Genomic DNA, 21,729 nt, shown 5'->3' on the forward strand with positions numbered 1-21,729 from the left:
CGGGCTGGCCCGCCGGAACGGCATCAGGCGGAGTGCGGCATGCGGCCCGGGGATCGCCGCGCCTGGCGGATCGCACCGACCCCAAGAGCGGCCAGCAACAGCACGATCAGCGCCAGGCGTGCCAGATCGAGGGTCTGGTCGGCAACCGGCTCGGACGTCTCGGGCGTGCGCTCCAGTTTCATGCCCTCGACCTGTTCGGTCGGCGCCTCGGACGCGGGCTGTTCGGCGGGCAAGGCCTCAGGTTGCGCCGGCGTGGCGGGCGTAGCGGCAAAGGCGGTATCCGTGACCTGCCCATCGGCCACATACTCCAGGAACCGGGCGTTGTCGCTGCGCACATCAAAGCGCGCGGCCAGATCCCGATAGCGCTCCTTGAGCAGCTCGACCGTCTCCGGCTCGGCCTGCCAGTAACCCTGGCGGGCGGCTTCGATCATGCGCTCGATGGTCTGTGCCAGCGCATGCGGGTTTTCCTTTTCGAACCATTCCTTCAGGCCCAGGTCATACTTGTCGCGGACATAGACGTCGGCCATCTGCTCCCACTGATCGTCGCGCACCACCTCGCGCGCCACCGCCGTCCATCCCCACAGATTGTTGGTGGCATTCAGCACCTGCAAGGTACCCGAATAGCCCTCGGCCATCAGCCCCTTGATGTAGCCGGGATGGAACTGACGCGTGGCCAGCTCCTTGGACAGGAACTCGGCGGCGTTCTCCACCCGGCCGGCTCCGCCGCCGCGCAGATTGGAGATATACAGCTGCGGCGGTGCGCCATCCAGGCGCCGCACCGCCAGGCCGATCCCGCCCAGGTACTGGAAGGGATCATCCGTGGTCAGCATGCCATAGGTGTTCGAAGACCGCGACAGCACGGCTCCCTCGGTGCCGCGCAACTGCTCGGCGTAGAGATTCACACCGGCCGCGCCCGTGACACCGGCCTGCCCCCACGTGGAAGAATCCGGGCCATAGGCATACTGCATTTTCGACAGATACAGGTCAGCCATCTTGCGGTCGCCCTCCTCCTTGCCTTCCCAGGTGTCGGTCGCCATCGCCGCGCCATCCAGACCTGTCGAATACGCGCCGGAGGCCGAAGAAAACATCCGCGTCTCGGCCGCCGCGCGGGCCGTGGCCTCGGGCACCCCGTCGGCTTGCAGCTGCGCCTGGATGCGGTTGGTGTTGGCCGCTACGGCATTGTCGGATTCGCCCTCGGCCTGCGCCGCCAGCTGCACGGCACGCGCCAGCTGCTTCATCGCATTGGGGAAATGATCCCGGTACAGACCGGTACCCGACAACACCACGTCCACGCGGGGGCGACCCAGCGTCTCGCGGGGCACCAGCCGCACATCGACGACACGACCGCCTTTGTCCCAGACCGGCTCCACCCCCATCAGCCACAGGGCCTGAGCCTCCAGCAGCCCCTTGTGGCGCATCGTTTCGACCGACCACAGGGAGAAGGTGATTTTCTTGGGCGCCGCGCCGGTTTTCTTCCGGTGCGCCGCGATCAGGTTTTCGGCGGCCTCTTTGCCAGCCTCCCAGGCCTGCGGCGTGGGGACCCGAGAGGGATCGAAGCCGTACAGATTACGCCCCGTGGGGTAGGCATCCGGATTCTTGATCGGATCCCCGCCATAGGATGTCGGCACATACCGCCCGGCCAGCGCATCCAGCAGCCCAGGCAATTCACCCTGAGCGCCGATGGCCTCGTACCAGGCGCGACCCTTTTCCAGCTGCGCCAGCAATTCAGGCGAAGCCCCCTCCGGCATCCGCCCCTCGATCAGCGCGGACCGCAACATCACATAGGGGGCCGATTCGGTCATTTTTTCGTAGTCGACCGCGAACACCTCGTCCTGCTCGGCATCCGCCCCGCCCGCCTGGGCCGCAGAAGCCTCCCAGAACGACTGGCCCAGCATCATCAGGACCGTATACAGGCGATGTTCTTCCTGGGGCGCGCGGCCGAGCGCATGCAGGCCCAGCGGCTGCGCGGTCTGCGCCAGCTCATCCAGATGCTCGTGCAAGGCCTCCAGGAAAGCCAGGAAATCCTGCTCGACACGCGCCTGCGTCCAGCCCATGTCCTGTTCGATGTGCGCCTGCGTCACCCGCTCGACCAGTTCGGCGCGGATCTTTTCGCGCACGGCGCCCTGGTCCTGATTCTTCCACTGCAGCAGCAGCTCGTGGATCGCCATCAGTTCGTCATGCATGCCGGCGGGCCGGAAGGGCGGCGTCTGATGGCTGATGACGACCGCGCGGCCACGACGGCGCGTATTCAGGGCCTCACCGATATTGTCGGCAATATAGGGATAGACAACGGGCACATCACCCAGCATCAGCATCGGATAGTCTTCCGTCACCGACAGGCCGCGCTCCTTGCCGGGCAGCCATTCCTGCGAACCGTGCGTGCCGAAATGCACAAAGGCATCGCTGGCCTGTCGGGTCCGGGCCCACAGGTAGGAGGCCAGATAGAAATGCGAAGGCAACGCGTTCGGAGAGTGATAAATCGCCTTTTCCTTGTCCTCGGCCTGCTCGCCGCGCGGCGGCTGAGGCAGGATCGCGACCTTGCCCAGCAACAAGCGGGGCACGACGAAGAAGGCCTCGCCGTTTTCGCGCAAGACCATGCCGGAAGATTCCGGCGCGCCCCATTGCGCGTCGAGGGCGTTGCGCACGGATTCGGGCAGCGTATTGAACCAGGCGAGATAGTCCGTCAGCGGCATCCGGTCAGCCAGACCGTCGGCCAGCAGAGCCTCCAGCCGGCCTTCGCGATAATAGGGCTCCAGCAGGCGCTGCAATTCGGACAGCAGCGCATCCTCGGCGGGAACCGTGGTGTCGTAACCCGCGTCTTTCAATGCGCCAAGCGTGTTGACCAGGCTTTCCGGCACGTTCAGGAACGAGGCCGACAGATTCTTTTCGCCGGCCGGATAGTTCCAGAAAAATATCGACAGGCGCTTGTCGGCATTCGGCATGCGCTGCAATGCCGCCAGCCGCAGGGATTTGCCCACCACGGTCTTGAGCTGCGCGTCGATGGGCACGAGTTGCTGCTCCGTCTCGCTCATGGCCGAGGCCACCTGGATGTCGGTGATCCCCGCGTATTCCGCCTGTGACATGTAGAAAGGCACGTCGATCAGCGACACGCCCTGCGGATCGGCGCGCCACTGGGCTTCATCGCCCTGGCGATACGGCATCGCCTGGATCACGGGGATCCCCAGCGCCTCGAAAGCGCGGCGCGGCCCGTTGGGTTCCAGCATGATGCGCGTGCTGATGACCACATCGGCCAGCGGTTTTCCCTGAGGCCCCAGCAATCCCTTGATGGCGCCGTCGTTGGTGACCGGATAGTAGTAGGCCATGGGAATCGCGCCGCGCGCCTCGACCTGCCGGATCAGCGTATCGATCAACCGGGTCTGCAATGACGCGACGTATTGCTCATGAAACGCGATGGCCACGACGGGCGGCCGACGCTCGGGATTCTGGATCTGCTCGTCCGTCAATCCCTTCCAGCGCAGGTAGGCGAGCGGGTCGGTGAAAAACGGGGTCGGCGCGTCCGGATGGTACAGCCCGGCCGAAGGGAAAACGACGGGATCTGCGATACCGTCGGTCGGCTGGCCGGACAGCCACGCAGCCACCGTGGCAAAGAAATTGTCGTAGTTCGCCTGTCCGCCATTCGAGTAATACACCGCCAGACGCTGTGCCAGCGATCTGGACATGTTGAGCGAATCGGGCCGCAGATCCCAGAGCCAGGCAATCGGCTGTTTCGCGACCGGCAAGGCGCCCGCCAACCGCCCGCGCATGGCATCCATCAAGTAGGTGTCGATGAAAACCGCGTCATAGCCTTCGAACAGGCCGGCATCCACGTCCTCGGGAATGTCCTTCAGGTAGCGCGACTCGATGGTCACACCATGCGGCTGCGCGATCTCCGACAATGTCCGGAATTTGCCCGGCGGTACATTACCCGTCGCCAGAAACAGGACGGATGCCGCCTGGGCCGAGCCGGCTGCCAGCATCAGCGCCAGGCACAACCCCTTCCATATACCCCACAGCTTGGATCTCACGGACTTCACTCCTCAGGTTCAAGTGAGCCAAGAATTCTAGTATTAATGATAACGATTATCAATTAATATTCTGGGCACGATGGATCAATCACGCACAAACATGATCCAGCGCAAAAGATCACACGATCGCAACATGCCCCCGCCCGCATTCCTGCCGCATGCGTGCGTTCTGCCGCTCGCATGAAAAAGGCTTGCCATTCCTGATCCAAAGTATGATAATCATTCTCATGTATATTTGTGTATGCAACGCGATCAGCGAACGCCAACTCCAGGACGCCATTGCGCAAGGCGCGGCGAATCTGGCCGATCTCCAGGCCCAGCTGGGCGTGGCGACCTGCTGCGGAAGCTGTGCCGACACCGCGACGGAATACCTGCCGGGCGGCCGCTATGCAGCGGATGTCGGCGCCCATGCGGGCGGGCTGGTTGGCGAATTCGAGGTCACCGTCCTGTCGCGAGAGGCCATCCGGCGAGTCGCCTGACCCGCATCGCGCTCCTTTTCCCCGGGTGTCCTCGGACCCCCGGGTCGTGCTAGCCTTGTCTTTTCAGCCCGTCCGTTTCCGGCCGGGCCGCGCACCAAGGAGGCACAGGCCATGAAAGGCGACAAAACCGTCATCCGCTATCTGAACCAGCAGCTGAAAAACGAACTTTCGGCCATCAACCAGTATTTTCTGCACGCGCGCATGCTGCGTCACTGGGGTTTCGACGAGCTGGGGGAACACGAATACAAAGAATCCATCGGCGAGATGAAACACGCCGATCTGCTGATCAACCGCATCTTCATGCTCGACGGTCTGCCGAATCTGCAGGATCTGCACAAACTGCTGGTGGGCGAAACCGTCCCCGAGATCCTGGCCTGTGACCTCAAGCTCGAACTCGGCGGACAAGCGACAGTCAAGGAGGCCATCGCCTACTGTGAGTCCGTCCAGGATTTCACCTCCCGGGACCTGTTCCAGACCATTCTGAACGATACCGAGAACCACATGGACTGGCTGGAAACTCAGATCGGCCTGATCGAGCAGCTCGGCCTGCAGAATTATCTGCAATCGCAGATGTGATCCCTGCGGCCGTGACCGGGCCGGCTCAGGCGCCGGTCACGCCGCGCCACCGCCCCGCGCAGGAGCGCAAACCGCACGGGATGCGGTCAAAAACCGGATCTTTTTGCCGGGCAGTCCGCCACGCGTCCCCAGGCATTGTGGGGCTCGCAGTATTTGTTGCGCGCCGCCCAGGCGCATGAGGGCCGCGAAAAGAACCCCTGCGCCTCGCATGCCTTGAGCTCGGCCTGAAAAGCGGCCTGCCAACGGCCGTCGGAGGCGGCGGCCTGAGGCAAGGGCGGAGGGGGCGCGGTCGTGACGTCGATGGGCTGGACCTCCTGGCTGCCCCCGGCCGATCCGAACTGGGCAATACCCTGCAACCCGTCATCCGACTCATTGCGCGATGCCAGCCTGATGGCCTCGTCCATGGAAATCGTAGTGGTCGCCAGGGCGATCGGCCGGTTGGCTTCCATCAGGGATTCGGGCTGGATTTCCCAGTCGACGGGGGGCGCCATTTCGGGCACGCCCTGGCGCCCGTCGGGCAGCACCTGCGGGGCGGAGGCCACATACGGCTTGCCATTGGCATCCAGCATGGTCGTCTGATCCAGCTCGGGATGCGGTGCGGGCACCTGCTGTGATTGCGCCGGCCCATGGGCGATCAGCCAGTCGCCCAACCGCAGTCCACCCCAGGCGGACGCACCGGCAGCCAGCAGCAGAAAGACGAAAATCAGACGCCAGGACATGAACGGAACGCCTCGTCGGTCAATACGAATGCTGCATTGTATAGGAAGCTCCGGCCACAACTCGATACGGCTTGTGTCTGAACCTCCGGTGCCATTCCGGGTCCTGTTTCATGCGAAAACCCGGCCGGCATGCTCCCGCATGGTATGGAACTCGATGTCGGGGTAGCGCTCCTGGGCCACCCGCAGTTGCGCGGGCGAACTGGCCAGGAAGGCAGCCGCATCCACGACATCGTGCGCGATATGGGCGGCGTTGGCATCCATGAATTTCTTCAGCGCCTTGGGATCGGGGCAGGTGATCCAGCGCGCCATACTGTAGCGCGAGGGCATCAGACGGGCATCGACGCCATACTCGGTCTTCAGGCGATGCGCGACCACTTCGAACTGCAACTGTCCCACGGCCCCCAGGAGCAGCGCCCCGCCGGCGGCTTCGGGCCGGAACACCTGGATGGCCCCCTCCTCGCCCAGCTGGGTCAGACCGGTGCGCAACTGCTTGGTGCGCAGCGGATCCTTGACCTCGACCGCCTGGAACAACTCCGGCGCGAAGAACGGCAGCCCCGTGAAGGTCAGCGATTCTCCCTCGGTCAGCACATCGCCCAGTTGCAAGATGCCGTGGTTGGGAATGCCGATGATGTCGCCGGCATAGGCTTCCTCGACGATCTCGCGCCGTTGCGACAGAAAGGACACGACATTGTTGAGACGGATTTCCTTGCCGTTGCGGGCCACCTTCAGGCGCATGCCGCGCTCGAACCTGCCCGAGCTGACGCGCACGAAAGCCACGCGGTCGCGATGCGCCGGGTCCATGTTGGCCTGCACCTTGAACACAACGCCCGTGAACTTGGGCTCGGCCGGTTGCACGCTGCGTTCGAGCGCGGCGCGCGGTCCCGGTGCGGGCGCCAGTTCCACCAGGGCATCGAGCACTTCGCGTACGCCAAAATTGTTGATGGCCGAACCGAAGAACACCGGTGTCTGCTGACCTTCCAGAAAGGCCGCATGGTCGAACGCCGGCATCGCGCCGGTGATCAGCTCGATCTCTTCGCGGGCTTTGGCATGCGCATCGCCATAGCGCGCCGCCAGTTCCGGATTATCCAGTCCGTCCACAGTCTCGTCATCGTCCCGGTGGCGCTCCGAGCCTGACCGGAAGACCCGCATCCGGTCGTGACGCAGATCGAAGACGCCACCAAAATGGCGTCCCATGCCGACAGGCCAGGAAAACGGGATCGCATCCATGCCCAGATGGGCCTCGATCTCGGAGAGCAGATCGAGGGGCTCGCGCACCTCGCGGTCAAGCTTGTTGATGAAGGTGATGATGGGCGTATCGCGGGCGCGGCAGACCTGCAACAGACGGATGGTCTGAGGCTCGACGCCATTGGCGGCATCGATCACCATCAGCGCGGCATCCACGGCCGTCAGCACCCGGTAGGTGTCTTCAGAGAAATCCTGGTGGCCCGGCGTATCGAGCAGATTGATGACGCAGTCGCGGTATTCCATCTGCATCACCGAGGACGCCACCGAAATGCCGCGCTGCTTTTCGATCTCCATCCAGTCGGATGCCGCATGGCGGCTTGCCTTGCGCGCCTTGACGCTGCCGGCGATCTGGATCGCGCCTGCGAACAGCAACAGCTTTTCGGTCAGGGTCGTCTTCCCCGCGTCGGGGTGAGAAATAATGGCAAAAGTGCGTCGGCGGGCGACTTCGTCGGTCAGGCTCATGGAAAGGTCGGATAGTGCTTCAGTGCTTGTGACTGAAGGAGGCCAGGACGGTGCCGGCCAGAATGAACATCGAGCCGAAGCTGCGGTTCAGCCAGCGGATATGGCCCGGTTCGCGCAACATCCGCAGAATGCGGGAAGCCAGCGAAGTATAGCAACTCATGGCCACCAGGTCGGTAAAGCACAGCGTGGCGCCGATCAGAAAATATTGCAGCGGCAGCGGCCGGGTCAGGTCCAGGAACTGCGGCACCACAGCCAGCAGGAACATGGTGCCCTTGGGGTTGGTGACGTTGACCAGATAGCCGCGCACCAGTTGATCGCGGATCGGATGCGCGCTTTGCGGCGGCCGCATCTCGACGGCCACCGGGGCCGCGTCGGTACGAAACTGCCGCACCCCCAGATACACCAGATAGACGGCGCCGATCCACTTGACGATCGTGAAGGCCAGTTCCGAGGTGGCCAGCAGGGCCCCCACGCCCAGGGCGACGATGACCAGCTGGCAGACGATGCCGGCCTGCAGGCCGAAGATGGTCCAGGCGCCATGACGGAAGCCATATTTCAGCCCCGAGGCCATCGAGCAGATGGCACCGGGGCCGGGTGAGAAAGAAATCGCCCAGGCCGCCGCGAAGAAAGCCAGCCAGGTGGACAGAGCCATGCGAACTCTCCTGTGCGCCGCCGGTCCGGGTCAGTCGGCCTTATGCAGCAGCGCGGAGCGCCCGGAGCTCACCGGCCGCGCATCCCGCCGCTGGGACTGAGCGGTATTGCCTTCCCGGGCCGGCCGTCCGCCCGGCGCGCGGCCACCGCCATTTCGACGGGTCTCCGCACCCGGACGACGCTCGGTCGAAGCCGCGCCAGGCCGCCGGCCATCGCGCCCGGACGGGCCGCGCCGACCACCCTCGTTGCGACCGCCGAACCCCTCTCCCTGCAGACGCGCGATCGCACGTTTTTCGCGGGCATCGGGGGCGGAATCCGCCGTCACCATGGCGGCCGGATTCCAGCCTTCCACGGCAATCGGCTCGATGGTCTGCTTGATGAGGCGCTCGATGGCGCGCAGCAGCTTGACCTCGGAAGCATCCACCAGGGACAGGGCCGAACCGGTGCTGCCGGCGCGGCCCGTGCGGCCGATGCGGTGCACATAGTCCTCGGGCACATTGGGCAGTTCGAAATTCACGACCTGCGGCAGCTGGTCGATATCCAGCCCGCGCGCGGCGATGTCGGTGGCCACCAGCACCGCCACCTTGCCGTCCTTGAATCCCGCCAGGGCCTTGGTGCGCGCCGCCTGACTCTTGTTGCCATGAATGGCCGCGGCGGTCAGGCCGTCTTTGACCAGTTTTTCGGCCAGCCGGTTGGCGCCATGCTTGGTCCGCGTGAACACCAGCACCTGATGCCAGCCGCTTTCGCGGATGATGTGACTGAGCAGGTCGCGCTTGTGCGCCTGGCTGGTCATCACCACGCGCTGGCTGACCAGTTCGGACGCCGTGTTGCGCCGGGCAACCGAAACCTCGCCGGGATGGTGCAGAATGCCTTGGGCCAGACTGCGGATTTCATCGGAGAAGGTCGCGGAGAACAGCAGATTCTGGCGCTTTGCGGGCAGCAGTTTCAGCACCCGGCGGATATCGTGAATGAACCCCATGTCCAGCATGCGGTCGGCTTCGTCCAGGACCAGGATCTCGACGCCGGACAGGTCCAGCGTTTTCTGCTGCGCGTGATCCAGCAGGCGGCCCGGCGTGGCCACCAGAATATCGATCGGCTTTTTCAGGGCCGAGATCTGGGGATTGATGTTGACCCCGCCAAACATCACCATCGAGCGCACGGCCGTATGCTTGCCATAGAGACGCACGGATTCTTCCACCTGGGCGGTGAGCTCGCGTGTCGGCGTCAGCACCAGCACGCGCGGGCGGCCCGGACGCCGGGCGTCGGCCGGATGCATCAGCAGATAATGCAGGATCGGCAGTGTGAAGCCGGCGGTCTTGCCCGTACCGGTCTGAGCGGCAGCCAGCAGGTCGCCGCCGCCCAGGACGCGCGGAATGGCCTGGGCCTGAATCGGGGTGGGGTGTGTGTAGCCCGCCTCGTTGACGGCACGCAGCAGCGGTTCCGCCAGGCCGAGCGAGGCAAAAGTAATCGAAGTATCCAAAAATGACTCCAGCGACCGCCTATCGCTCGAGCCGAGAGATACCAATCGAGGCCGACGTATGAAGAATGTCAGGAAGAGATGCCCCAGGCGATGCGAATGCCCGCCAGGGCCAAAAGGAGCCGCGAGGCGACTGGTAAGCCGCGCGAAGCACCGCATTATAGCGTGACTCCCACCCCTCGCGGCGAACCGCGCCGGACGCCGTTCTGGTCAGCAGGGCCAAAGCACCTTTAAAATCAGGCCGTTTTCTTCCCTGGACATGACACGAGAGGCCCGGATGCTCCGACGTTACCTGAAACTGGCTGCGCTGGCAGCCTTGACGCTGCTGCTCTCAGGCTGCGGCTATAACGAGATTCAACGCCAGGACGAGCAGGTCAAGGCCGCCTGGTCCCAGGCGCTGAACCAGTACGAACGCCGCGCCGATCTGGTTCCCAAGCTGGTGTCCTCGGTCAACGCCTACATGGTCAACGAGCGGACCGTGCTGCAACAGGTCACCGAGGCGCGCTCCCGGGTCGGCCAGATCCGCGTCAGCGCCGACGACCTGAACGATCCGGCCCTGATGGCCCGCTTCGAGCAGGCGCAAGGCGCTTTGTCGTCCAGCCTGTCACGCCTGCTGGCCGTCTCGGAAAACTACCCCCAACTGAAAAGCGATGGTCTGTTCCGCGACCTGATGACGCAACTCGAAGGCACCGAGAACCGCATCACGGTGGCGCGTGAGCGTTATGTCAGCGCGGTGCAGTCCTACAACCTGACGATCCGGCAGTTCCCCACCCTGATCACGGCGCGGGTGTTCGGCTACCAGCCCAAGGCCCAGTACGGCCTGGACAAGGCCGACACCATCACGCAGAACCCCGAGGTGAAATTCGACCTGCCCCAGGGACAAGGCAAATGATCTCACGCCGCCTGCTGACCGGCGGTCTGCTGGCATTGGGGCTGCTGCTCAGTTCGGCCGGCGGGCCGGCCCTGGCCTCGGGGGCCGCTCCGGCCATCATCGTGCCGACCCCGACCGCGCCCGCGACGGAGACGACCGCCCCCCTTTCCCCGACGGCCAGACCGGCTCAGGCGGTTGTGCCCGCCAGACCCTCCGCGTCCTCCCGATCCACGGCCTCCGGCTCGGGGGGCGTCATGGCCGTCCCGACCTGGACCGGCATGGTGATGGACCAGGCCGGTGTGCTGACACCAGCGCAGATCCGGATGCTCACCGGACAGGTTCAGACGCTGGAACGCGAGCGCGGCGCGCAATTGTTCGTGCTGCTGGTGCCCAGCACGGGCAGCGACACCATCGAACAATACGCGCGCCGGGTCTTCGATCAGTGGGCCGTGGGACGCAAGACCATCGATGACGGCGTGCTGCTGCTGGTCGCCATTCAGGACCGTCGGCTGCGCATCGAGGTCGGCTACGGGCTCGAAGGCGCCGTCACGGACGTGGACTCCGGGCGGATCATCCGCGAACGGATCACACCCCGCTTTGCCGAGGGCGACATCTTCGGCGGCGTGCAGGCGGGCGTCTCGGCCCTGGCGGGCCTGATCGCCGGGGAATCCCTGCCGCCACCGGAATCCTCCCGCGCGATCGGCGAGGACGACATCACACCGCCCCTCGTGATGCTTCCGTTCCTGGTGCTTTTCGCGATGGTGATGAAATCTCCGATCGGCGCTGTGCTGATGGGAGGATTCATCTTCCTGGTGACCGGCAGCCTGCTGTGGGCGGGCGCCGGCGCGCTGGTCGGGCTGGGCCTGGGCGTCCTGGGCAAGGCGCTGCATGTCGCGGACCGCCTCAGAAGCGGACGAGGCGGTCGTGGAGGCGGCGGCGGTTTTGGCGGCGGCTTTGGCGGTGGGGGTGGTTTCGGGGGCGGAGGCTTTGGTGGGGGCAGAGGCGGTGGCGGAGGCGGTCGCGGGGGCGGCGGCGGGGCCTCCGGAGGCTGGTAGCCGGCCCGCAGCCTCACCGCTACCCGGTCTCGCAGCGGTCTCACCGCCGCCTGACCTCCCTGGGCGGCCCGCCCGCCTCAAGCACTACAAGACAGCAAACAACGCCCGGGCGATGGCGCCGACCTGCGACTCACGCCGGACATCGGGCACAGGCGCCTCGCCGATCGAGGACCAGTCCGGATGGCACCGGACCTCATCCAGCAAGCGCTGCACGTCCGGCGGCAGACGCCGCAGGCGCTCGGTCGACGCTTCGGCTGTCGCGCCTGCCTCATCCGGCGAAGCAATCCGCGCCAGCACCTCGCTGTCGATGGGTTCCATGGCGGCATGTCCCCGGCATTCCAGCGCCCGCACCAGGGCCAGCTGGCGCAGCCCCAGCAGATCCAGGACCGGATCATCCACCGTCATCTCGGTATGACCCGAAAGCCGGTTTGCCAGGCGCCTGCCCCATTGTCCGGCGCCTTGCCAGACACCGCCGATGGCGGCCCCCAGCAGCGTGGCAGCCCCCAGGCTCAGGCCCCCGGTCAGGACATCGAGCGACGCCCCGGCCATGGCGCCGGTCGCCATGCCCTTGCCGACCTGAATGCCGAATGTGCGCAACGCCTCGGGGTGGAACAAATCCATTCCCCAGCGCTCGCCTTCCAGGGGCAGGGGATGGTGGGCAAATGCGGCCTTGCTGAAACGATAGCGCTTCAGCAAGGTCTGCACGCAGGCCTGCTCCCGGTCCCGGATGCGCGTGCGCAGCCCCTGGGTGATGGCAGCCATGTCGGCTGGCTCCTGGGGGCAGGGCAGCCGCAAGGCGGCGGCATCCACCAGCAAATCGGCGATCAGGCGCGTCGCATCCTGCAGTCTGCGCAAACGCTGCTGGTCCAGGTCCGCGCGCAGGGTCTGCAGCGCGGCGGCATGCGAATCCAGCATCAGCGCCAGACGATCCAGGAGCTGGCCTGCGCCATCCAGCGCGGGCGCCACCGTGTCGAAATCCACCGTAGCGTGCAACCCGAGGCGGGCCAGGGCCTCTCGCCAGGCCACCATGCCCGACTGCGCCGTCCGGGTGAAGTTCAGCACGGGAAGAATGGGGCGGCCGCAGGCGGCCAGCAGCATCAGTTCATCGCGATGCTTGGGCAGCACCGGGTCCCGGATGTCGATGACATACAGGGCCGCATCGGTCTTCAGCAGCGTGGACAGCACCCGGCACTCCTGCTCGAAACGGCCGGCGGCCTCGGGGCTGTCGAGCAGCCTGCGGATGCGCTCCGGTCCGTCATGCCTTGCCTGGGGCGGGGTCAACTGATCCAGATAGTCCAGGACGCCCATGGCATCCTCCAGACCTGGCGTGTCGCGCAGCACCAGAATGGCCTGGCCGGTCTCGGTCAGCAACTGGGCGCTTTCCACATGGCGCGTGGTGCCGGGGCGATCCTCGACCTCACCGAAAGACTCATCACGCAGCAGCGTACGCAACAGCGAAGTCTTGCCGGTATTGGTGTGGCCGACGACGGCCAGGTCGATGGGTCCGGGCGCTTCAGTCATGGCGGGCACCGCGAACAGGGTCGAGCCAGCCCGCCACGTCGGGGACGCTGGCCACCCCCTGCCGCGCCAGGACATCCTGCCAGGCCTGCAGGCGTTCCGGCGTGCCGCCCAGACACAAGGCGCGCAGATCGGGGCAGGATCGGCGCAGTTCGTCCAGCCAGGCGGCTGCGCCCCGGTCCGGGGTCAGACGCGCATCGCAGACGAACAGCAGATGCGCGGGCGGCGAGACCAGCTGCACGCGGATGCGCGCGCGATCCTCGCGGCTGTCACAGCGGCCCAGGTCCACCACATCGTCCGGCAACCCGGCGAGCGGCCAGTCCAGGTCGGGGCCCAGTTCGTAAGCCAGCACCGCCGTCCAGTCCCCCGCCGCCGCCACGACACCAGCACCGGCCGCGCCGCCCGGCGCTGGCGCGGGGCGGTCGATGCCCAGATTGGCATGCGTAGGCATCAGCCGTTCGCGCAGGTCCAGCCAGCCCGGCAGGCCCGGGTCCACGGTCAATCCGGACAGGCGGCAGCGCAGGTGCCCCGCGCAGGCGGACAGCGCCAGCACTCTGGGCAACAGCCCCCAGACGACGACACACCCGATCAGCCACAGGGACCAGTCCGCCTGGACGCCCGCCGCCAGCGGCTGCAAGCCCAGGCTGGCGGCAATCTGGGCATCATCCGGGGCCGGGAACCCCAGCAGTCCGGGTACCGCACCCAGCATTCGGGTCACGCCGACGAAAGCATCCGGCGAGAGCAGCGTGGTTTCCCAATGAAAAGTATAGCGACGCGCGCTCAACAGCAGCAGCAGCGTCGGCACCGCGCCCAGGAATGCCGCTGTCCACGCCCCGTGGCTGATCAACCCGAGCGCGGATTTCCAGGCACGGGCCCGGCCCAGCAGGGACAGGAAAGCCTGAGCGGCCAGCGCCGCGTCCGGCCCCCGGACCAGACGCCGGGTGAGCCAGAGCCACAGGCGCGACAGGAATGTCGAGCCGGACAGCCCCGGCAGCCAGCTGGCCAGCCAGATGAGGAAGGTCAGGACATGCAGGCCCAGCAAGCCCATCAGCGCCAGCGCCAGATTCACCTCGCCCTGGCCCAATACCGCCGCCGCCGTGCCGATCCCCGCCAGAAAAGCGCACAAACACAGGGCGGCCAGCGCCCAGCGGGCGCCGATGGACCACTGGATCAGACGGTCATGCAGCTCACTGTGTTCAGCCAGCCACGCGGCCCGCGTCAGGATGCGGCCCGGCAGATCAGCAGGCTGGCGCAGGGCCGTCTGGCAGGCGGCACGATCCTCCAGCGGTCCCCAGTGCGATTCCCGCAGGCGCACGGCCTCGGCCTGCCAATACTGGAGCAGCGGGCCGGCGGCGGGACGAGCAAAAGACGGCGAGCGATTCCACATGCGGAAACAGGGGGGTGAAAACAGGATGATACCGAGTTTTACCGGAACCGCGCAGACCGTGCCTCACCCCTGTGTCGCGGCACGCGCCTTGCGCACACTGGCCGGCGGCACCCCCATGGCCTCGCGGTACTTGGCCACGGTCCGCCGGGCGATCACCACCCCTTGCTCGGCCAGCCCCTGCGCCAGCCGCATGTCGGACAGAGGCTTGCCGGCCGGCTCGCAGGCCAGCATCGCGCGCATCAGGGACTGGACGGCCAGCGTCGAGGTCTCCTCGCCCGAGCGGGTCTGCACCACGCTGCCAAAGAAAAATTTCAACTCATGCACACCCCAGGGCGTCTGCGCATACTTCAATCGCGTGGCGCGTGAAATCGTCGATTCGTGCAGTTCCAGCGCCTGGGCAACCTCACGCAGGGTCAACGGGCGCAACGCCGCAACGCCCGTCTCCAGGAATGCCTGCTGGTGTTGCGCAATGTATTCCGCCACTCGCAGGATCGTCTGCCGGCGCTGGCCCAGATTGTGGATCAGGCTGCGCGCCTGGCGCATGCTGTCCCGCAGATCGGGGGACAGCGTCTGGTCCGCCAGCCCCTCCACCAGTTCAGGGTTCAGGCGCACCCTGGGCTCGATGGCGGGATTGAGGCTGACCTGCCAGCCTTTTGCCTCGCGATGGAACAGCACATCCGGCGTCACATAGTGAACGGGATCGGACTGCCAGGGGCTCACGGGCCGAGGGTTCAACTGCCGCAGGACCCGGTGGGCGGCATCCAGCTGCGCGCGGTCACAGCCCAGCGCCTCGCACAGCCGCCCCCAGCGCCCCGCGCCCAGATCCTCGAGATGATCCGTCAGACGATCCGCACACGCCAGCACATCGGGCGGCCACTCGTCGGCACGCGCCCGCAATTGCAGCCGCAGGCATTCGGACAGATCCCGCGCTGCCACCCCGGCGGGATCAAAGGACTGCAACAGGCGCAGCGCCGTGTGCCATTCCTGATTCTCGATATCCAGTTCCGGCTGCAGCCCGGCGGACAGCGCGGAAGGATCGAATTCGAGATAGCCGCGCTCATCCAGTTCGCCCATCAGCCGGACCACCAGCAGACAGTCGCGTTCGGTCGCGCGAGTGGCATGCAGCTGCTGCAACAGATGATCGATCAGACTGGTCGGCTGGCCGGGTTCGGGCCGCTCGTCGGGCGGCGCGGCGCGCGCGCCGGGCACGGACGACGTCCACACGCGATCCAGCCGCTCGGCCTGAGCCGCCGATTCCGGCTCCGGATCGACGCTTTCGAGCAGCGGATTATCGGCCAGCGCCCGTGCGATCTCCTGGTCCAGTTCCTGGGACGAGCATTGCAGCAGGGCCAGCGCCTGACGCAACTGCGGCGTCAGCGCCAGCTGTTGATGCTGGCCCAGTTCCAGGGAAGGTTGCGCACGCATGTTCAATCTGAGATACAGGCCCTAAAATACGTTCATGAAACCGGAACGCAACGAATCTCCCCGCCATCAGGATCTCGCGCTGCTGCGCAGGATCCTGCTCAAGCTCACGGCCACCGCCAAGATTCTCTCGGCCATTCTGGTCGTGGTGATTGCCTTGCTCTGGTATGACGCGCTGAACCGGCTGTTGGCATTTGGCAACGGTATTGATTATGCCGGAAACCGCATCGTCGGGGCAGAAGCCACCGCGCTGCTGCAACGCTACAACCCCTACTTCTGGGGCGCGCTGGTCACATTGTGCTCCCTGCTGCTGGCCTACCTGACCTGGCTGGCCGTGCGCGCGATCCTGACGCGGGCGCGTCTGCGGCCCGTCGACGCCGTCTCCTTTCAGCAACTGTCCGGACAGTTGTCCGGCGCCGGGCTCGATGTCCTGATGTGGGCCTGGCAATCTCGCGACGAACCGCTGCGGGCAGGCGACCTGATGCTGGCCCGCAACGAGCTGGCCGCCGGCCGCGCGGCCCGGCTGCATCGCGCAGCCGAACAGCTCGCCCTCCTGGAAAACGCCCGCCAGCGTCTGCAATAACCCCCCCCGAGACCCACTCAGTCCTTTGAGCCAGATCAATTATTTATGAGAATAATTATCATAATCATTGATTGAAGCAATTGAATTTTTTATAGTGTGCCCCGCATCCGGACGGCCCAAGCCGTCCGATTCCTTCATTTCATCTTCGTAAAACATGACCCGATCCCACCCGTCCTGTCACTGACCTACTCAGGGGAACCTACAAAATGAACCATGCGATCATGGGCCGGGGAGAAGCATCCGCCGCACTGCGTGCCGGCGTGCGTGCGTTGACACTGGCATTCAGTCTGCCACTGGCCAGCGCGGCGCTTGCCCAAGGAACCGACGCGCAACAGGCCACCTGGCTCGATACCATCACCGTTACGGGCACGCGCACAGAAACCTCCGTCATGAACAACCCCGCGTCCGTGTCGGTCATCGACCAGGAGCAGCTCGAACGTCAGGCGCCGCAAAGCATCGCTGACCTGGTGCGGGACGTGCCCGGCATCGAGGTCATCGACGCCTCCGCACCAGGCATGCAGCGTCTGCGCATCCGGGGCGAATCCTCTAACCGCGTGACCATCCTGGTCGACGGCCAGGAGATCACCGACCACAGCGACTACGGCACACCCATTCTCGTGGACCCGGCCAACGTCGAACGCATCGACGTGATCCGCGGCCCGGCCTCGGTACTGTACGGCGCCAAGGCCATCGGCGGCGTGGTCAACATCATCACCAAGCGCGGTGCGGCCAAGCCCATCCAGCTCGAAGTGGGCAGCACATACTATTCCGGCACACGCGGCTGGCAGGGCTGGGCCGCCTTGTCCGGCACCGTGGGCGATTTCGACTATCGCCTGTCGGGCAGCGCCGACCGCCACCATGATCGTCGGGTCCCGGATGGCCGCTACACCCAGAACGGCCACCTGGACGGCTCCAGCTATCGCAACAGCGACATGGCGCTGCACCTGGGCTACACATTCGGCAAGAACCGCAACCATTACCTGGCGCTGAAGGCCGAGCAGCACAACCTGAGCACGGACAGCTGGACGGACCCGGATTACCTGCAATTCCCGATCCGCGACTTCGGCATCGATCTGCCCAAGCGCGACCTGCGCAAGGTCGGCCTGTACTACGACGCCAAAGACCTGAGCCCCGTGGTCCGGAAAATCCACCTGGATGCCTACCGCCAGACCGTGGACCGGTTGTTCGAGAACCGGGTCGAAATGCAGCCGAACTATTCGACGAACGTCAAGGTCACCTCCTCCTCGGACGACCGCAACCTGAACTACGGCGGCACCGCACAGATCGATCTGGCGCTGAGCCCGAGCCACTACACGATCGCCGGTGTGCAATACCTGATGGATGATCTGGACACCAGCAAGAACAGCATCACGGACGCGACGATCAAACTGCCCTTCCCGCCGCCCACGGGTACCACGATCAATTCCCATCAGGCCTCGCCCTCACGCACCCGCGCCTCGATCCAGACCACCTCCTTCTTCGCTCAGGATGAATGGACCCTTGGCCAGGACTTCAAGCTGACCGGCGGGCTGCGCTACTACAATGTGCGCACTGCGGTCGACGAAACCAGCGATCCTGCCCGCAGGGGCCAGAGCGACACCGACGGTCGCCTCGTCAAATCCCTGGGGCTGACCTGGTCCGGCCTGACGCACACCACACTGCGGGCGCTGTACTCCGAGGGCTACACCACCCCTACCCTGCTGCAGATGTACACCGACACATCGGCCGGCCGGGGCGTCACCACCCACGGAAAACCCGATCTGGATCCCGAGACCTCTCAGAACTATGAGCTGGGCGCCCGCTACCAGAACGCCGGCGTCGTCCTGGACGCCACCGTGTTCTATACCCGGGCCAAGGACTACATCACCACCACACCTTGCGGTTCGTCGGGAACGTGCCCCGCCGGCGACTACACGTATGTCAACGCCAACCGCGCCGACACCCACGGCATCGAACTGGCCGCCGAATACGCGCTGCCAGGCACGGATTTCACGCCGTACGTCACCGCCTCGTGGATTCAGCGCAAACTGAAATACGCCGCCTATTCGACCCGGGACAGCGGCGTGCCGGCGCTCTCGGGCCGCGCGGGGGTGCGCTACGACACGACGCTGTACGGGGCCGATCTCTGGGCCGACCTGTTCGTGCGCGCCGCCACCCCGGTCAAGGTCACCTCGCTGGACGGCACCACGCTCACGACCGACCGTCTGCCGGGTTGGGGGACCCTGAACCTGGCCTTCGGCGGCACACACGGCAAGGAACGCAAGGTCCAGGTCGGGGTTCAACTGAACAACATCCTGAACAAAGAGTATCGTTCCTCATTCGACTCGCTGCCGGGCATCGGCCGCAGCGTCGAGGTCACGTTGCGCGCGACATTCTGAGCCCGGTCGATTCCGGAAAATCGGAACCGGCCAGCGCCCGGCGATCCCTCTGGATATCCGGGCGCGCAGTTGCATCAGGGCTGCATTCGGGGCCGTTCTGCCGACGCAGGGCGGCCGCCAGCCCGTCAAATGCCTATGGAATTCAGCGAAATCCTTGCCAAGCGGCAGGAAATGTGTTTGACTTCCATACATGAACTCCACGCGCGCCTTCTTTCGTGATTCCCCGCAGCACCCCGCTGCCGGGCGCGTGCGTCCGTCGTTCTCCCTCTCTCTGTCGGGCCTACTGCTGCTAGAGATCGGTTGCCGGGCCTAGCGCCGCGTGGCAGTTCGGCAGCCTGTTTCGCCACACCCCCGCATTCTTGCGCCCGTGATCCGGGTGCGCCCGCCCAGACAGGAACCGACATGATCAACGATCCCGCCAAAAAATACATCCCGTTCGTCCCGTTCACGAGCGACTTCGCCGCACGCACCTGGCCCGGCCGCCGCATCACCCATCCCCCGATCTGGATGAGCACCGATCTGCGTGATGGCAATCAGGCCCTGATCGAGCCCATGAGCGTCGAACGCAAGCTGCGTTTCTTCGAACAGCTGCTGAAGATCGGCTTCAAGGAAATCGAAGTCGGCTTTCCCTCCGCATCCCAGACCGATTTCGACTTCGTGCGCAAGCTGGTCGATGAAAACCGCATCCCCGACGATGTCACCATCATCGCCTTGACCCAGTCCCGCGAGGACCTGATCCAGCGCACGGTTGCAGCCTGCGCGGGCACGAAACACGCGATCATCCATCTGTACAACGCCTGCGCGCCGGCCTTTCGCAAGATCGTCTTCCGCATGAGCCGCGACGAGATCCGCGCCATCGCCGTCGAGGGCACCCGGATCGTCAAGGCCGAGGTCGCCAAGCACCCGGAGACCCACTGGCGCTACGAATACTCGCCCGAGGTCTTCAGCACCACCGAGCCCGATTTCGCGCTGGAGGTCTGTAACGCCGTCGTCGAAGCCTGGCAGCCGACCGTCCAGGACAAGATCATTCTGAATCTGCCGGCCACGATCGAGGCCACCACGCCGAACCTGTACGCAGACCAGATCGAATGGATGCACACTCACCTGGCGCAGCGCGACAAGATCGTCCTCAGCGTCCATCCCCACAACGACCGGGGCACAGCCGTGGCCGCCGCTGAATTCGCCGTCATGGCCGGCGCCGACCGCATCGAGGGGTGCCTGTTCGGCAACGGCGAGCGCACCGGCAACGTGGACCTGGTCACCCTGGCGCTGAACCTGTATACCCAGGGCGTCCACCCGGGTCTGGATTTCTCCGACATCGACGAAGTCCGCCGCTGCGTCGAATACTGCAATCAATTGCCTGTGCATCCACGCCACCCCTACGCCGGTGATCTGGTCTTCACGGCCTTTTCCGGCTCCCATCAGGACGCCATCAAAAAAGGCTTTGCCGTGCGCAAGGAAGGCACCGTCTGGGAAGTCCCCTATCTGCCCATCGACCCGGCCGACCTGGGCCGCAGCTACGACGCAGTCATCCGCGTCAACAGCCAGTCGGGCAAGGGCGGCGTGTCCTTCCTGCTGGAACAGGAACACGGCCTGGCCCTGCCGCGCCGCCTGCAGATCGAGTTCAGCCGCGCCATCCAGCGCGTCACCGACGAGACGGGCCGCGAGGTCACGCCCAAGGATGTGTTCGAGATCTTTTCCAGCGAATACCTGGGCCACGAGACGCCCATGAAACAGATCCGGCACCGCATCACCGGCAGCCCCAAGACCACCGGCCAGAAACAGTTCATGATCGAAGTCGAGCTCGAAGTCGACGGTCAGACCCGCCACCTGTCGGGCCAGGGCGACGGGTCGATTTCCGCCTTCATCGACGCGCTCGATATCGACGCGCGCGTGATGGACTACAAGGAACACGCCATCGGCACGGGCACCGACACCCGCGCCGCGTCCTATATCGAGATGCGCATCCAGGATGCGGCCAGCGGCTACGGGGTCGGCGTCCACGAGGACATCGTCACCTCGTCCTTCCTGGCAATCCTGAGCGCGGTCAACCGCCACGCGGCGGCGGGCGGCGACGTCCGGCCCCGGACCTCGGCGGCGGCCTGACGGCCAGCACGGCGGGCGCCCCTCGAGGCGCCCGCCATGTTTTCAATACACGACGGCCAGACCGGGCAGATCCACCGTCACGCGGGGCTTTTCCAGCGCCTGAACGGCATAGCCGGCGAATTCCCGCGCCTGATCGGATTTCGAGGCCAGACGGTTATAGCCCAAGCTGTCCGCCACGCCCAGGATCTTGTCCAGCAGCAGGACCTTGCCGCTGACCCGCAGAGGTTCGCACCCGAGGGACTCCCAGGTCTGTTCGAACCATTCCCGGGCGGCGTGCGCCTGATCGGCGCCCGTCGGTACATCGACAGACAATTCAAGCGAGCGTTGAGCATCGAAAATCACGATCACATGACCCTGCATGCGGGTTTCTCCATGGATTAAATACAGGTGGCGAATTGACCAGGTGAGGTTTACCAGGCGGGGGCGGGTCCCCAGGTGACATCCTCGTTTTTTTCGTGAGCCAGCCGCAGCATCGCCAGCAGCGGCCAGGCCCGTCGGCGCATGCCGACCGGTTGGGAAATAGGATGTTCGCTCGTGTCGTCGTGATCGCCCGTCGTGCTGTCGTGGCCGGTGTCGGCCGCGATCAGCGCCTCGATGCCGGCGATGGCCGGTCCCAGTTGTTCCCGGGTAATGACGCCGCGTTCAGGCAGGCCGGACTCGTCGAAAGTCTTGCCCGCCGCCAGCAAAATGGGCAACGCATGCTGGGCGAACATGAGGACTTCCGCCGCGGATTTCGACTGGAACAAAATGAGCATGGTGGGCTTCCCGCAATGGA

The 21,729-nt window shown here is 65.5% G+C and carries 17 protein-coding genes; 7 read left to right on the top strand and 10 right to left on the bottom strand.

Annotated features, from left to right (window positions below):
• Window positions 1–23: 23 nt before the first annotated feature.
• Entirely contained in the window at window positions 24–4,025 is a 4,002-nt protein-coding gene (cobN, locus tag ACK5JE_RS03325; RefSeq protein ID WP_416800299.1) for a cobaltochelatase subunit CobN, read from the bottom strand.
• A gap of 227 nt (window positions 4,026–4,252) precedes the next feature.
• Between cobN and ACK5JE_RS03330 the strand changes: the two genes are divergently transcribed.
• Together ACK5JE_RS03330 and bfr are read left to right on the top strand one after the other, a co-directional pair.
• Window positions 4,253–4,504 carry a (2Fe-2S)-binding protein gene (locus tag ACK5JE_RS03330; RefSeq protein ID WP_416800300.1) on the top strand — a complete coding sequence of 84 codons (252 nt, stop codon included), beginning with the start codon at window positions 4,253–4,255 and terminating at the stop codon, window positions 4,502–4,504.
• Window positions 4,505–4,615: 111 nt separating this feature from the next.
• On the top strand, window positions 4,616–5,080 hold the full coding sequence (bfr, locus tag ACK5JE_RS03335) for a bacterioferritin (protein ID WP_416800301.1): 465 nt from the start codon (window positions 4,616–4,618) through the stop codon (window positions 5,078–5,080).
• 86 nt (window positions 5,081–5,166) lie between these two features.
• Here the strand turns inward: bfr and ACK5JE_RS03340 are convergent, their stop codons facing one another.
• From ACK5JE_RS03340 to ACK5JE_RS03355, 4 genes are all read right to left on the bottom strand, one after another.
• Complete coding sequence (locus ACK5JE_RS03340) at window positions 5,167–5,799, bottom strand: hypothetical protein (protein ID WP_416800302.1); 633 nt, start codon at window positions 5,797–5,799, stop codon at window positions 5,167–5,169.
• A gap of 108 nt (window positions 5,800–5,907) precedes the next feature.
• Complete coding sequence (locus ACK5JE_RS03345; protein ID WP_416800303.1) at window positions 5,908–7,506, bottom strand: peptide chain release factor 3; 1,599 nt, start codon at window positions 7,504–7,506, stop codon at window positions 5,908–5,910.
• A gap of 19 nt (window positions 7,507–7,525) precedes the next feature.
• The gene (locus ACK5JE_RS03350; protein ID WP_416800304.1) at window positions 7,526–8,158 is read right to left on the bottom strand and encodes a LysE family transporter; all 633 of its coding nucleotides are present in this window, start codon (window positions 8,156–8,158) and stop codon (window positions 7,526–7,528) included.
• 30 nt (window positions 8,159–8,188) lie between these two features.
• Window positions 8,189–9,637 (bottom strand): DEAD/DEAH box helicase, encoded by a 1,449-nt coding sequence (locus tag ACK5JE_RS03355; RefSeq protein WP_416800305.1) that lies wholly within the window; start codon window positions 9,635–9,637, stop codon window positions 8,189–8,191.
• A 274-nt stretch (window positions 9,638–9,911) separates the two neighbouring features.
• On the opposite strand from ACK5JE_RS03355, the gene ACK5JE_RS03360 reads away from it, so the two are divergent.
• Both ACK5JE_RS03360 and ACK5JE_RS03365 read left to right on the top strand, forming a co-directional pair.
• On the top strand, window positions 9,912–10,526 hold the full coding sequence (locus ACK5JE_RS03360) for a LemA family protein (protein ID WP_416800306.1): 615 nt from the start codon (window positions 9,912–9,914) through the stop codon (window positions 10,524–10,526).
• Window positions 10,523–11,560, top strand: a complete 1,038-nt coding sequence (locus tag ACK5JE_RS03365) for a TPM domain-containing protein (RefSeq protein WP_416800307.1) — start codon at window positions 10,523–10,525, stop codon at window positions 11,558–11,560. Before ACK5JE_RS03360 ends, ACK5JE_RS03365 begins: the two co-directional genes overlap by 4 nt.
• A gap of 84 nt (window positions 11,561–11,644) precedes the next feature.
• Here ACK5JE_RS03365 and ACK5JE_RS03370 read toward each other — a convergent pair whose 3' ends face one another.
• The 3 genes from ACK5JE_RS03370 to rpoN all read right to left on the bottom strand — a co-directional run bounded on the left by ACK5JE_RS03370 (window position 11,645) and on the right by rpoN (window position 15,890).
• Window positions 11,645–13,081: a GTPase/DUF3482 domain-containing protein gene (locus ACK5JE_RS03370; protein WP_416800308.1), complete on the bottom strand. Its 1,437-nt coding sequence runs from the start codon at window positions 13,079–13,081 to the stop codon at window positions 11,645–11,647.
• Window positions 13,074–14,465, bottom strand: a complete 1,392-nt coding sequence (locus ACK5JE_RS03375; protein ID WP_416800309.1) for a DUF2868 domain-containing protein — start codon at window positions 14,463–14,465, stop codon at window positions 13,074–13,076. Before ACK5JE_RS03375 ends, ACK5JE_RS03370 begins: the two co-directional genes overlap by 8 nt.
• A gap of 63 nt (window positions 14,466–14,528) precedes the next feature.
• Window positions 14,529–15,890, bottom strand: a complete 1,362-nt coding sequence (rpoN, locus tag ACK5JE_RS03380) for an RNA polymerase factor sigma-54 (protein ID WP_416800310.1) — start codon at window positions 15,888–15,890, stop codon at window positions 14,529–14,531.
• A 34-nt stretch (window positions 15,891–15,924) separates the two neighbouring features.
• Between rpoN and ACK5JE_RS03385 the strand changes: the two genes are divergently transcribed.
• The 3 genes from ACK5JE_RS03385 to leuA all read left to right on the top strand — a co-directional run bounded on the left by ACK5JE_RS03385 (window position 15,925) and on the right by leuA (window position 20,954).
• A complete protein-coding gene (locus tag ACK5JE_RS03385) occupies window positions 15,925–16,470 on the top strand; it encodes a hypothetical protein (protein ID WP_416800311.1) in 546 nt (181 codons plus the stop codon).
• 206 nt (window positions 16,471–16,676) lie between these two features.
• On the top strand, window positions 16,677–18,848 hold the full coding sequence (locus tag ACK5JE_RS03390) for a TonB-dependent receptor plug domain-containing protein (RefSeq protein WP_416800312.1): 2,172 nt from the start codon (window positions 16,677–16,679) through the stop codon (window positions 18,846–18,848).
• A 402-nt stretch (window positions 18,849–19,250) separates the two neighbouring features.
• On the top strand, window positions 19,251–20,954 hold the full coding sequence (leuA, locus tag ACK5JE_RS03395) for a 2-isopropylmalate synthase (protein ID WP_416800313.1): 1,704 nt from the start codon (window positions 19,251–19,253) through the stop codon (window positions 20,952–20,954).
• A 42-nt stretch (window positions 20,955–20,996) separates the two neighbouring features.
• On the opposite strand, the gene ACK5JE_RS03400 is transcribed toward leuA, so the two are convergent.
• Together ACK5JE_RS03400 and ACK5JE_RS03405 are read right to left on the bottom strand one after the other, a co-directional pair.
• Entirely contained in the window at window positions 20,997–21,314 is a 318-nt protein-coding gene (locus ACK5JE_RS03400; protein ID WP_416800314.1) for a hypothetical protein, read from the bottom strand.
• Window positions 21,315–21,364: 50 nt separating this feature from the next.
• Entirely contained in the window at window positions 21,365–21,709 is a 345-nt protein-coding gene (locus tag ACK5JE_RS03405; RefSeq protein ID WP_416800315.1) for a DUF1840 domain-containing protein, read from the bottom strand.
• Between the last annotated feature and the right edge of the window lie 20 nt (window positions 21,710–21,729).

The sequence above is a fragment of the Castellaniella sp. genome, from assembly GCF_047971665.1.
Taxonomy (GTDB): Bacteria; Pseudomonadota; Gammaproteobacteria; order Burkholderiales; family Burkholderiaceae_B; genus Castellaniella.